Consider the following 12260-nt stretch of genomic DNA (forward strand, 5'->3'; position numbering starts at 1 on the left):
GCTACTTCCGGCCCGGCCAGTCGGCGTACCTGAGGTGGCCGAGCGTCGCGCCGTCGTCCGGCACCAGCGTCCGCTCCGCCAGCACCGAACCGAAGTAGCGCGCGTGCGGATCGGTGACGACCTCGCGCGGATCCCCCCACCCCGCCAGCGCCTCCCGGAAGAAGTCGTCCATCCGGAACCGCTCCGGGCCGGCGACCTCGATCCGGCCGATCAACGGGGATTCCACCGCGACCCGGGCAACCGCCTCGGCGACATCGTCACCCGCGACGGGCTGGAACAGCACCGGTGCGATCCGCACCGTCGCGTCGTCCGTGGCGGAGTCGGCGATGCCGCGCACGAACTCGAAGAACTGCGTCGCGTGGACGATGGAGAACGGGATCGGCGAGCCCACGATCAGCTCTTCCTGGGCGACCTTCGCCCGGAAGTAGCCGCTCTCCGGCAGCCGCGCCGTCCCGACCACCGACAGCGCGACGTGATGACCCACGCCGGCCGCCGCCTCGGCCCCCAGCAGATTCGCCGTGGAGGTCCGGAAGAACTCCAGCACCGCCGCGTCCTGGAAGGACGGCGAGTTCGACACGTCGACGACGACCGCGGCGCCGGCCAGCGCCTCGGCCAGGCCCGCACCGGTGAGCGCGTCGACGCCCGATCTCGGTGACGCCGCCACCACCTCGTGGCCGAGCTGTCCGAGTCTTGTCACGGTCTTCGACCCGATCAGGCCGGTGCCGCCCACAACCACGATCTTCATGACGAGGCCCTCCTGTCAGACGGTGGCCAGGTCGCCACCCCCTCACCAGTTAAGACCGGGAGTGAGGCAGCCGGGTGAACGGCGGTCGACCGTCAGGCCTGCGGGGCCTGCTACGCGGCCGCGTCGGGGCGTAGGCGGCCTCGGCGACGAAGGCGGGGGAGGCGCTATAGATCCCTCAACATCGCGTCGTAGAGCGGAGCGTCATCGAATGGCTTCAGTTCACCGATCTTGTACCAACCCCAGGAATTATATGCGCTTCGGGCAATAGTATTGGCTTGCTGAACCAACAGAGTGGCACGCATCTCGGGGCGCCCACGCAACAATGCATCGTGGAGCTCCTTGGCATAGCCGCGGCGCCGGCAGCCTCTCCTAACCATCATGTAGGTGAGCGCGAAGGTTCGTGCCCCATCCTCGGCAACCTGCTCGGGTTTGACATCAGTAATCAGCCCTTGCCACCACCTCGTGCTTGCCGGCAAACGGTATCCCAGCGCATAGCCCACCATCTTGCCGTCAATCCATCCTTCGGCCAGGGCGTATCCATCTATGGACGCATAACCTTCGAGCCGCTGCCAATGGCGGTCCTCGGAGAGAAATGGATTCTCCAGCTTGTCCGCGTATGCGTCGCAATAGACATCAATCAGCTCACTCTTGCGCTCTTGCGTCTCGATTCTCCCGCCAAGCTTGATCTCAAGAGTCGGAGTCAAACTGCGCCACCCTTTCATGCTTTCTTGCGGCGCGGTAGCACGCAAGGAAGTAATCTACTTCCGCGTGACCGCGGTGAACAGAAAACGCTTCAGCAACCGCGCCGAGCTCTGCCGATACTATTGAACTCGCAAGGTCGACACTCAATTCCTTGAGCGCGACAGTTGCGTACCTCGCAGCCTCCGGGACGGAGCCGAGCAACAACCGGCTACCAGCTAGCCTCACCCTGTACAGCGCTCTATTTCGGGCGAACGTAGGCGCATGCTCCGCAATCGCAAGCTCCAGCGTGCGCTCCGCCCTTCTCGCGATGGGAATTTCATCCCTTGACCTCGCCAGATGAAGCAGGCGGGTTCCGTCGACCCCATCGACCTCCGCTTGGGTGACAAAACTGCACCATGGCACCGTCGGCTTGCCGGCTTCACGGTCAAGGCGGCGACGCGCCTCATTCATGGCATTGTCGCTCAAGGACTTATCGCCCATCAGAGCGTGCGCGGTGGCCTTCCTGAGGCCGAGGACCACCCGCACCTTCGGGGCAATCTGCACGGAAACCCTGTCTGCCGCGTCGGCGAACCGCAGCGCTTGCCGTGGCATCCCAAGCATGTTGCTTTGAAGTGCGAGGTTGCAAAGGGCATGTGTCTCAAGATTCTGGTCGCCCGATTGCCGAGCGAGCGATAATGCTTCATTAAAGCTTGACCGCGCAGTTTCGTGTCGGCCAGCATCTAGAGCGAGCCAGCCTGCACACATTTCAGCGCGCCCGATCGCCTGTTGGAGATACTCCCCAACCTCCTCGCCGTACTGGCCTTGTTCAAGCAGCAGATAGCCCTCTTTCGCTAAGCCAAGGGCCGCACGCCATAGACTATCCCCTCCGTGCAGACTGCAAAGGTTCCGCAACCGCACGGATTCACAATCAAGTTGCTTGACCTGCACCAGTCCGACTCGTCCAACATCGCCGTTGTTGCCCGTCGGCACGCCACCTAGACTTGATGCCACCAGCGCGCCGAGCCCGAGCACCCTTCTCCGCTGCATCGTTCCTCGAACCTCCCTGCGGCCAGGGCTCGGGAGTATGTCGCCAAGTTCCTGAACCCCCATCGCTTCGTTCTCCCTCAGCCCGCTCGGCGAAGGCACGATGGGCTCCTCGCACGCCTGCTCTTGCATCGAACACGGCGTGTCGGCCAGTTCAGGGCGCCCGTAGTCCGGAAGGTCGGACAACAACTGGGAAACGCTACAGCCGTAGAGTTGCGCCAGCCGACCCAGAGTTTGCAGCGAGGGCGCATGACCTCCGTTCGGCCACTTCTCCCAGTTGGATATTGCTTTGTCCGTCTTGGGCTCGGCCGGCCACCTATCGGACCATTCGCTGGCGACCTGGGACTGACTCCATCCCATCACATAGCGAAACGCGACTCTCGCGTTGACTCGATAGCGAGAGCAGAGCACCATCGCAATGTCCGCGGTGGTCTTGCTCTGCTCTCTCATCGCGCGAGTTATCTGGGCACGCTCCTGCTTTCGACTCTGGAATGGTTGACCTCGTCGCAACACCAAAGCCTTAACCGCATGATCCTCCGACTCCCTTTGGCGGGCCACGAACTCCCTTTGGCGGGCCACGAAGTGATCATTGCTAGGACTGTCCCACACAGTGGCCCCTCGGAGACTCCTGCTCGCCTGTAGATGACGGACGTCGTCAGCCGAATCTACTCCCGTTGACGGCCTGCAAGAACCTGCACGTCAGCGGCACAGTTCGAGGAGAGTTCTCGGTTCAACAAGGAGTTTCGGAGAAGATCCCGACTACTCAGGGTGTTCCTCAAAAGGCCGAGCCACAACCATTGCTGAACAGCACCTCAGGCTCCCGCCCCGCGTTCCCGCCCACCCAAGAGAAGGGACCAACCATGGATCACACCATCCCGACCCCCGTTGAGGTAGGTCATCGCGCCGGCAAGATCCTCGACGGCATCAAGGCAACGGAGGAGTTCGGCCGACTGGAGCGCTCGTCAAAGGAGTACAGCGACTGCTGGGCGACCTTCACCGGCTATCCGCTGATCGCCAACTGGAGCCTTGCGGCCGACACGCCCCCGCTCTTCGAGGAGGCCATTCGGGTGCTGGCACTCAAGACCGCCGTATTCGAGCTGTCTGACGGCGACGAGCAGACCGCCGAGCTGGAGATCAGCGCGCCGGTCGATGAGATGGTGCACGCCGTCTTGGCTCAGTACACGCTGTGTCAGGCCATGACCGAGAAGCTGGGCATCCGGTTCATCCACATGACAGACCAGGAACGCTTCAGCTACGAGATCGACGGCTACACCGACCAGTGCTACCGCGCCGCCGGCTGGGGCGAACCGAACCGCCGGTACTGGCTCGACCGCACCGAGACAGGCCGGCGTCTCGACATCCTCGGCGCCAAGTACGAAAGCATCGGTATTCAGGCCGAGGGCCGCAGCCACTGCTTCACCTTCGAGAAGAAGACGCCAGTCGAGGCCGCGGCCGCGATCGTCGCTACCTGAGTGACCGCAGTCAACGTTGCCGAGTCAGTTCGATGGTCAGCACCCGTCTCATGGCTGTGACAACGGCGCGTTCGCCGAAGCGCTTGCCGGCCACTTCCTCCGCGGCGGCGAGTGCTTGATGAATGCGTGACTGACCGGCAGCGCGCACGACGGCGATGATCCATCCTTCGAGGTCGGTCACGTCGTCGGGAAGTTCGAGCGCATTGCGTGTCGGCGCCGGCGGTTCCTCCGGGATCTCCGGTACCGGCACGCCGCCCGAGCAGTATTGCCCCGGCGGCAGGCCGACGCGATACGGGTGCACGCAGACCGGCACGTCGGTGACCAGGTCGACGCGGCAACCGACGTCCGGGTCGTACCGCGAGGTTGGTCCTGGCCGGTCGGTGACGTCGAAATGGCCGAGAGGCAGCGACTGTGCAGGGCAGACGATGCATGTCGCGTCCCGAAGCTCCTCGGCGGACATCTGCATGGCCGGAACAGTACACGCCCAAAACCTCTGAAAGCAGGCACGCAGTGAGCGCCTTGACCCGACCTCGCGCCGCGATGATCGACGCCGCGATCGAACTCAGCCGTGACTACTGCGCAGGCAAGATCATCGACGGATCACCCGCGCTCGGCCACGCCATGAAAGTGGCCCGCAAGGTCGACGAACACCATCCGGGCGCCTCGCCCGATCTCATCGCCGCGGTGATCCTGCACGACGCTCCGTACTTCGCTCCACCCGAGATCGACCTGGACAACGTTCTCGCCGAGTTGTTCGGGCCGACCGTTGCCCAGATCGTGCGGGCGATCGAACGCGAACACGACGCCCTGGATCATGAGGAGTCGCCGACGATAGTTCTTGATCATTCCGACGTGCTGATCGCCAGTGCGGCCGACAAGGTGGTCTCCATCGGAGCCATTCTGCGGCGCGCTGAGCAGCACCCGAGTCCCGCCGCGTTCTGGGCGGCACGTCGGCCGTTCGCGGACAGGGTGCCGTACTTCCACGCCTTCATGACCGCGGCGTGGCCGCACCTGCCGAACAGGTTGGCCTTGGAGCTGGAGACCGTCGTCTCCGCCGCGGCCACCGCGGCTTCTCGCCCTTGATGACGCCGTCGAACGGCCGTCGGGCCGCTCTTCTTCATGATCAATATCCGTGTTGCGACACCGGCAGGGGCGGCCCTCCGATATGCCTGATCACCAAATCTGTCAGAGGAAGTCCGGACATGTGTCCCACCTCGATACTGCCCCAGCGAACACCCGGGGCACAGCTGCCAGTCGGAGCATCAGCTCCGTACGTGGGCCGAGCAAGGGTTCAGTGGGCCGACAACGAACGGTACGACGACGCGCCGGACCTCAGCCTGCTTGACCTCAAGCGTCTCCGCGATGCGATTCGGAATATGTGATCGTGAAGGCCGGCAGCCGAACCCACCCACAACCGGGCGAGGTGTACGCACTCTCCGATGAGGACTATCGGTACGGCGTCGGTCCGATCATGGTCCGCATCGTCGCCGTCAAATCTCTTGAGGAGTACCGGGGCGACCCGTGGTGGTTCGCCTCGGTGGAATTCACCCCCGGCACTTTAGGCCGTCACAGCCCGATATGGCAACCGGGAGAACGGTACCTCCGAGCGGCAGCCCTACGTCCGAGCGGGACCTGAGATATCTGAGCCTCCATCTCGCAACGACGGCACGGGGCCGGGCGGCGGCGATCACGTCGCCGCCGTCCGGCGCACGTCGGCGGTGCGACGTGCTCAGGCGAGTGCGGCAGCTAGGGGTGCGGCCTCGGCGGCGCCGCGGCGGCTCGCGTTCGCGGTGCGGTCGTCCGGCTGCTCCTGGGCGGCGAGCTCGGCCGCTACCTCCGATTCGTAGCGGGCGATCTCGCCGGCGGTGTCCTGGCTGGTCCAGCCGAGCGGGCCGGCGATGAGCGGACCCGCGGCACGGGCCGCCGCGATGCCCCGGTCCGGCGTCTCGATCGAGATGCGGGTGCGGCGGGTGAGCACGTCCTCCAGGTGCCGCGCGCCCTCGTGGGTGACCGCGTAGACCACCTCGGCACGCAGGTAGTCGGTGGCGCCGTCGAGGGGCTCGCCCAGCGTGGGGTCGGCCTCGATCAGCGCCAGCACCTCCTCGACGAGGGTGCCGTAGCGGTGCAGCAGGTGCTCGATCCGCGAGACGTGCAGGCCGGCCCGGCGGGCCATCATCGCGCGGCGGTTCCACGCCGCCGGGTAGCCGTCCGCGCCGAGCAGCGGGACCTGGGCCGTGCACGAGGCCGGTACCCGGGCGGTGAGGTCCCGGGCCGCGGCGTCGACGGCGTCGCTGGCCATCACCCGGTACGTCGTGTACTTGCCGCCCGCGACGATGACCAGGCCCGGCGCCGGGGTGTCCACCGCGTGCTCGCGCGACAGCTTCGAGGTCAGCTCGGCGTCGGCCGACAGCAGCGGGCGCAGGCCGGCGTAGACGCCCTGGACGTCCGCGCGGGTCAGCGGGGTGACGAGGGCCTTGTTGACCTCTTCCAGCAGATAGTCGACGTCGCGGCCCGACGCCGCCGGTTCCGCCTTGTCCAGGTCCCACGGGGTGTCGGTGGTGCCGACGATCCAGTGCCGCTCCCACGGGATGACGAACAGCACGCTCGTCGCCGTGCGCAGGATCATGCCGGTGGTGGCCGGGATGCGGTCGCGCGCCACGACCAGGTGTACCCCCTTGGACGCGGTGATGTTGAACTGCCCGCGCTCCGGCAGCAGCGCCTGGATGTCGTCGGTCCACACGCCGGTCGCGTTGATGACGGTGCGGGCCCGGATCTCCAGCTCGGTGCCGGACTCGGTGTCGAGCGCCCGGACCCCGACGACCCGGCGGCCCTCGCGGAGGAACCCGATGACCTCGGTACGGGCCGCGACGTGCGCGCCGTGCGCCGCCGCGGTGCGCGCCAGGAAGAGGGTGTGCCGGGCGTCGTCCACCTGCGCGTCGTAGTACTGGATCGCGCCGACCAGCGACTCGGGGCGCATCGCCGGGAAGGCGCGCAGGGCGGCGCCGCGGCTCAGGTGCCGGTGCCGCGGCAGGCCCGCGCTGAACCCGCCAGAGATGCCCAGGGTGTCGTAGAGCAGCACGCCGGCGCCGGCGTAGAGCCGCTCCCAGGCCCGGTGCCGCAGCGGGTAGAGGAACGGGATCGGGCGAACCAGGTGCGGCGCCAACCGCTGTACGAGCAGGCCGCGCTCGCGCAGCGCCTCGCGCACCAGGCCGAAGTCGAGCATCTCCAGGTAGCGCAGGCCGCCGTGGATCAGCTTGCTCGACCGGCTGGACGTGCCGCTGGCGAAGTCCCGCGCCTCCAGCAGGCCGACCGAGAGCCCGCGGGTGGCCGCGTCGAGCGCGCAGCCCGCTCCCACCACGCCACCCCCGACCACCAGCACGTCGAGCTCGTCGCCGGTCGACATCGCGGCCAGGGCCGCCTCGCGCGCCTGCGGCGCCATCGCTGCCTTGTTCATTACGGTCCTCTTCTCGTGATGTGTCAGCTGACGCTGACCCAGTTGAGGCTGCGGTCGACGGCCGCCTTCCACCGCGTGTGTCCCTCGTCGCGCCGGTCCGCGGACCAGGTCGGCTGCCAGCGCCGGTCCTCGCGCCAGTTGGCCCGCAGCTCCTCGGTCGAGCGCCAGAGGCCGACCGCGAGCCCGGCGGCGTACGCGGCACCCAGCGCGGTGGTCTCGGCCACGGCGGGCCGGCTGACCGGCACGCCGAGGATGTCCGCCTGCAGTTGCATGCAGAGCGCGTTCACGGTCACGCCGCCGTCCACCTTGAGGCAGTCCAGCGACGTGCCGGCGTCGCGCGCCATGGCCTCGACCACGTCGCGGGTCTGGTAGCAGATGGCCTCGAGCGCGGCCCGGGTGATGTGCGCGGCGGTGTGGTACCGGGACAGCCCGACGATCGCCCCCCGCGCGTCCGAGCGCCAGTACGGCGCGAACAGCCCGGAGAAGGCGGGCACGAAGCAGACGCCCTCGCTGTCGTCGACCCGGCCGGCGAGGGACTCGCTCTCGGCGGCGGTGCCGATGAACCCGATCTGGTCGCGCAGCCACTGCACGGCGGAGCCGGTGGCGGCGATCGAGCCCTCCAGCGCGAACACCGGCGCCTCGTCACCGAAGCGGTAGCCGACGGTCGTGAGCAGCCCGTGCGTCGAGCGCACCGGCGTGGTGCCGGTGTTGAGCAGAACGAAGTTCCCGGTGCCGTAGGTGCATTTGGCCTCGCCGGGGTTGAAGCAGGTCTGGCCGAACAGGGCGGCCTGCTGGTCACCGATCGCGGCGGCGATGGGTACGCCGGGCAGGACGGTGTCGGCGTGGCCGTAGACCTCGGACGAGGAACGGATCTCGGGGAGCATCGCCCGGGGGATGTCGAAGAAGCCGAGTAGTTGTTCGTCCCATTGCAGGGTGGCCAGGTTCATCAGCATGGTCCGGCTGGCGTTGGTGACGTCGGTGAGGTGCCGGCCGGTCAGGTTCCACAGCAGCCAGCTGTCCATGGTGCCGAACAGCACCTCGCCGCGCTCCGCCCGTACCCGGAGACCGTCGACGTTGTCGAGCAGCCACTGGACCTTCGCCGCGGAGAAGTAGGTGGCCGGCGGCAGGCCGGTGCGTTCGCGGATCACGTCGCCGCGGCCGTCGCGGTCGAGCTCGGCGACGATCCGGTCGGTGCGGGTGTCCTGCCAGACGATCACGTTGTGGCACGGCAGGCCGGTCGCGCGGTCCCACACCACGACGCTCTCGCGCTGGTTGGTGATCCCGACCGCGGCCAGGTCGCCGGGCCCCAGCCCGGACTCGCCCAACGCGACCGCGATGCACTTGCGGGTGTTCTCCCAGATCTCGAGCGCGTCATGCTCGACCCGCCCGGCGCCGGGCAGCAGCTGCCGGTGCTCGATCTGGTACCGGCCGATCTCGGTACCGGCCCGGTCGAAGATCATGAACCGCGTGCTGGTGGTGCCCTGATCGATCGCGCCGACGAAGTCCGCCACGGTTTCCTCCCGGTTGCCCCTACGTGCCGCGACGTTAGAAAGCGGACAAGGCAGGGTCAACGCAGATCGTGCGACAATGTCGCACGTTGCCCGCGTCCGGCGATCGGGCTACGCTCGCGCCGTGCCGGGTCTGATCCAGTCCATCGAACGCTCGTCGGCCGTCCTGCGGCTGCTCGCGGCCGGCCCGGACCGCCTCAGGGTCAAGGAGATCGCCGACTCCCTCGGCCTCGCCAAGTCGACCGCGCACAGCATCCTGCGCACGCTCGAACACATCGGATTCGTCGAGCAGGACCCCCGGACCACCCGCTACCGGCTCGGCCGCGGCCTGCTCGAGCTCGGGTCCGGCGGGCTCGACGTCAACGAGCTGCGCTCGCGGGCGCTCGACTGGGCGGACACGCTCGCCTCCCGCAGCGGCGAGGAGGTCCGCATCGGCACGCTGCACGACGGGAGCGTGATGGTGATCCACCACGTGTTCCGGCCCGACGACTCCGCGCAGTCGATGGACACGGGCAGCCTGCTGCCCCCGCACGCGACCGCGCTGGGCAAGGTGCTGCTGGCCTACGACCCGGTGGCCGCGGACGCCGCCGCCCGGGGCGCGCTGGACGCGTACACCCGGCGGACCGTCGGCTCGCCCCGGGACCTCGCGCGGTCGCTCGCCGAGGTCCGGTCGCGCGGCTGGGGGCTCTCGGTCGAGGAGCGCTCGGCCGGCCGGGCCGGCATCGCGGCGCCCGTGCGTACCTCCGGCGGGCTGGTCGTCGGCGCCATCGGGATCTCCGGCGAGACCGAGCGGCTCTGCGACACCCGGGGACGGCCCCGGCCTGCGCTTGTCGAGTACGTGTGCGACGCCGCCCGGGCGATCTCCCGCGACCTGGCCGGGCCGCGACCGTGAGCGAACGCTACGTCCTCGCCATCGACCAGGGCACCACGTCCACGCGGTGCATCCTGTTCGACCGCCGCGCCACCGTGGTCTCCGTGGTCCGCAGCGAGCACCCGCAGTCGTACCCGAGGCCCGGCTGGGTCGAGCACGACGCGGCCCGGATCTGGCGCGACGTACAGCGGCTGATCCCCCGGGCGCTGCGGGAGGCCGGCATCGGCCCGGAGCAGGTCGCAGCGATCGGCATCGCCAACCAGCGCGAGACCACCGTGCTCTGGGACCGCGCCACCGGCGCGCCGGTGGCGCCCGCCGTCGTCTGGCAGGACACCCGCACGGGCGAGCTGGTCGAACGCCTCGGCCGGCGCGCCGACGCCGCGATCGTGCCGGAGCTGAGCGGCCTGCCCCTGGCGACCTACTTCTCCGCGACCCGCCTGCGCTGGCTGCTCGACCACGATCCGGACCTTCGGGTACGGGCGGAGCGCGGCGAGGTGCTGTTCGGCACCATGGACAGCTGGCTGCTGTGGAACCTGACCGGCCGGCACCTCACCGACGTCACCAACGCCAGCCGGACCATGCTGATGAACCTGGCCACCCTGCAATGGGACGAACAACTACTCGGCTTCTTCGACATCCCCCGGGCGATGCTCCCCGAGATCCGTTCCTCGTCCGAGGTCTACGGCCACGCCGACACCGTCCTGCCCGGCGTACCCATCGCCGCCGCGATCGGTGACCAGCAGGCCGCCCTGTTCGGCCAGACCTGCTTCAACCCCGGCGAGGCCAAATGCACCTACGGCACCGGGAGCTTCCTGCTGCTCAACACGGGTACGGAGCTGGTCCGCTCGACGCACGGGCTGCTCAGCACCGTCGCATACCAGCTCGCCGGCGAACCCGCGCGGTACGCCCTCGAGGGCTCGATCGCGATCACCGGCTCGCTGGTCCAGTGGGTCCGCGACGGCCTCGGGCTGATCGGCACCGCCTCGGAGATCGAGACCCTCGCCCGGACCGTCGACGACAACGGCGGCTGTTACATCGTGCCGGCGTTCTCCGGGCTCTTCGCGCCGTACTGGCGCAGCGAGGCCCGCGGCGTCATCGTGGGGCTGACCTCGTACATCACCAAAGGCCACCTGGCCCGGGCCGTCCTGGAGGCGACCGGCTGGCAGACCCGCGACGTGGTCGACGCGATGAACGCCGACTCCGGCCTGGCGCTCACGGCGCTCAACGTCGACGGCGGCATGACCTCGGACAACCTGCTCATGCAGATCGTCGCGGACGTCCTGCACGTCCCGGTGGTCCGCCCGATGGTCGCCGAGACCGTGTCCCTCGGCGCCGCCTACGCGGCCGGCCTCGCCGTCGGCTACTGGTCCGACCTGCAGGACCTGCGCAACAACCGGCACCGCGCCGGGCAGTGGCTGCCCACCATGGACCCCGGGCACCGCGCGACCGAGTACGACAACTGGCAGCGCGCCATCGAATGCGCCGTCGTCTGGAGCCGTCCCCGCCCGGGCTCCGGCCCGCACTGATCACCATCGTCTCGATCCGGCCCAGACCAGACCCCAGACCCCAGACCCCAGACCCCAGACCCCAGACCCCAGACCACCGACCGCCAGCAGCGGCCAGCCCAGACCCCACCAGACCACACCGACCGCCAGCAGCCAGCCAGCCAGCCAGCCAGCCACCCCAAGCCAGACCAGACCCCAGACCACACCGACCGCCAGCAGCAGCCGGCCCCGGCGGTGCGCCTGACTGTGGAGGTTCACGGGTCGTTGGCGGTGCCTCGTATGTGCTTTGGTCTGCGTGCTCTGAAGTGGCTCGCCCGGGCGTATGACGCAATGTGGGAGCACCGACCGCCCACCTGGCGGGTGAGGCCCAGCGGGACGTGCGACGGTTCCGCACACCGTTTCAAAGGTTTGCAGCGAAATAGGGCGATCTCGCTGCGAATCGGGTCAGCGCCGGGGCCGGTGTCAGGCTGCCGCTGCGGTGTGGACGATGTCGCGGTGGTGCGGGGACTCTTGCCGGCGTTCCGAGGCGGGCGCCGCTCGCGGGTGGGCTGCGGGGTGTCGGCCGGGATCTCCGAGGGTTTGGATGCGTCATTCCCCTTGGCCAGTCCGGCGGCCGCCTCACCGGCCCCGCGGAGATCAGACGGGCCGCGGCCGACGTTCCCCGGTGAGCTTCGCCTGGCCGGTGGTGTGCGTCCGGCAGGCGTGTCCGGATGGGCAGAGCCCCTGGCGACAGGGGCTCTGCCTGCCGGGCATGTCTGGGCAGGTTCGGCCGCGCCAGCACCCTCAGCCACGACAGCGGGGATTCTGGCCCCGTGACCCGTCTGGACATCCTCGACGAGACCGGCAGGCTCGGCCGGACCGGCAGGCTCGGCCAAACCAGCAGACTCGGCCAAACCAGCAGACTCGGCCAAACCAGCAGACTCGGCCAAACCAGCAGACTCGGCCAAACCAGCAGACTCGGCCAAACCAGCAGACTCGGC

10 protein-coding genes are annotated in these 12260 nt (G+C 68.6%); 4 read left to right on the forward strand and 6 right to left on the reverse strand.

The window, feature by feature from the left end; genetic code table 11:
- Position 1: 1 nt before the first annotated feature.
- From AB0B58_RS30780 to AB0B58_RS30790, 3 genes are all read right to left on the reverse strand, one after another.
- Entirely contained in the window at positions 2-745 is a 744-nt protein-coding gene (locus AB0B58_RS30780; RefSeq protein ID WP_360230646.1) for an SDR family oxidoreductase, read from the reverse strand.
- Between the two features lie 164 nt (positions 746-909).
- A complete protein-coding gene (locus tag AB0B58_RS30785; RefSeq protein ID WP_360230648.1) occupies positions 910-1449 on the reverse strand; it encodes a GNAT family N-acetyltransferase in 540 nt (179 codons plus the stop codon).
- Positions 1433-2920, reverse strand: coding sequence for a hypothetical protein (locus AB0B58_RS30790; RefSeq protein ID WP_360230650.1), 1488 nt, complete (start codon positions 2918-2920; stop codon positions 1433-1435). The genes AB0B58_RS30785 and AB0B58_RS30790 overlap by 17 nt, the downstream gene beginning before the upstream one ends.
- A 410-nt stretch (positions 2921-3330) precedes the next feature.
- Here AB0B58_RS30790 and AB0B58_RS30795 point away from each other — a divergent pair, with 410 nt between their 5' ends.
- Positions 3331-3942 (forward strand): hypothetical protein, encoded by a 612-nt coding sequence (locus tag AB0B58_RS30795; RefSeq protein WP_360230652.1) that lies wholly within the window; start codon positions 3331-3333, stop codon positions 3940-3942.
- 10 nt (positions 3943-3952) lie between these two features.
- Here the strand turns inward: AB0B58_RS30795 and AB0B58_RS30800 are convergent, their stop codons facing one another.
- Positions 3953-4408 (reverse strand): hypothetical protein, encoded by a 456-nt coding sequence (locus AB0B58_RS30800; protein ID WP_360230654.1) that lies wholly within the window; start codon positions 4406-4408, stop codon positions 3953-3955.
- Between the two features lie 74 nt (positions 4409-4482).
- Here AB0B58_RS30800 and AB0B58_RS30805 point away from each other — a divergent pair, with 74 nt between their 5' ends.
- Complete coding sequence (locus tag AB0B58_RS30805) at positions 4483-5025, forward strand: HD domain-containing protein (protein ID WP_360230656.1); 543 nt, start codon at positions 4483-4485, stop codon at positions 5023-5025.
- Between the two features lie 646 nt (positions 5026-5671).
- Here AB0B58_RS30805 and AB0B58_RS30810 read toward each other — a convergent pair.
- Positions 5672-7396, reverse strand: a complete 1725-nt coding sequence (locus AB0B58_RS30810; RefSeq protein WP_360230658.1) for a glycerol-3-phosphate dehydrogenase/oxidase — start codon at positions 7394-7396, stop codon at positions 5672-5674.
- Positions 7397-7419: 23 nt separating this feature from the next.
- A complete protein-coding gene (gene glpK / locus AB0B58_RS30815) occupies positions 7420-8907 on the reverse strand; it encodes a glycerol kinase GlpK (RefSeq protein WP_360230660.1) in 1488 nt (495 codons plus the stop codon).
- A gap of 121 nt (positions 8908-9028) precedes the next feature.
- Between glpK (AB0B58_RS30815) and AB0B58_RS30820 the strand changes: the two genes are divergently transcribed.
- The gene (locus AB0B58_RS30820) at positions 9029-9796 is read left to right on the forward strand and encodes an IclR family transcriptional regulator (protein WP_360230662.1); all 768 of its coding nucleotides are present in this window, start codon (positions 9029-9031) and stop codon (positions 9794-9796) included.
- A complete protein-coding gene (gene glpK, locus AB0B58_RS30825; RefSeq protein ID WP_360230664.1) occupies positions 9793-11301 on the forward strand; it encodes a glycerol kinase GlpK in 1509 nt (502 codons plus the stop codon). The genes AB0B58_RS30820 and glpK (AB0B58_RS30825) overlap by 4 nt, the downstream gene beginning before the upstream one ends.
- The last annotated feature ends 959 nt before the right edge of the window (positions 11302-12260 follow it).

Origin of the sequence: Actinoplanes sp. NPDC049118 (assembly GCF_040648555.1) — a bacterium.
Lineage (GTDB): Bacteria > Actinomycetota > Actinomycetes > Mycobacteriales > Micromonosporaceae > Actinoplanes.

Excerpts from the sequence above, each read along its gene's own strand:
- AB0B58_RS30795 (WP_360230652.1), top strand. The coding sequence starts at position 3,331 with ATGGATCACACCATCCCGACCCCCGTTGAGGTAGGTCATCGCGCCGGC.
- AB0B58_RS30805 (WP_360230656.1), top strand. The coding sequence starts at position 4,483 with ATGATCGACGCCGCGATCGAACTCAGCCGTGACTACTGCGCAGGCAAG.
- AB0B58_RS30800 (WP_360230654.1), bottom strand. The coding sequence starts at position 4,408 with ATGCAGATGTCCGCCGAGGAGCTTCGGGACGCGACATGCATCGTCTGC.
- AB0B58_RS30810 (WP_360230658.1), bottom strand. The coding sequence starts at position 7,396 with ATGAACAAGGCAGCGATGGCGCCGCAGGCGCGCGAGGCGGCCCTGGCC.
- AB0B58_RS30780 (WP_360230646.1), bottom strand. The coding sequence starts at position 745 with ATGAAGATCGTGGTTGTGGGCGGCACCGGCCTGATCGGGTCGAAGACC.
- AB0B58_RS30790 (WP_360230650.1), bottom strand. The coding sequence starts at position 2,920 with ATGAGAGAGCAGAGCAAGACCACCGCGGACATTGCGATGGTGCTCTGC.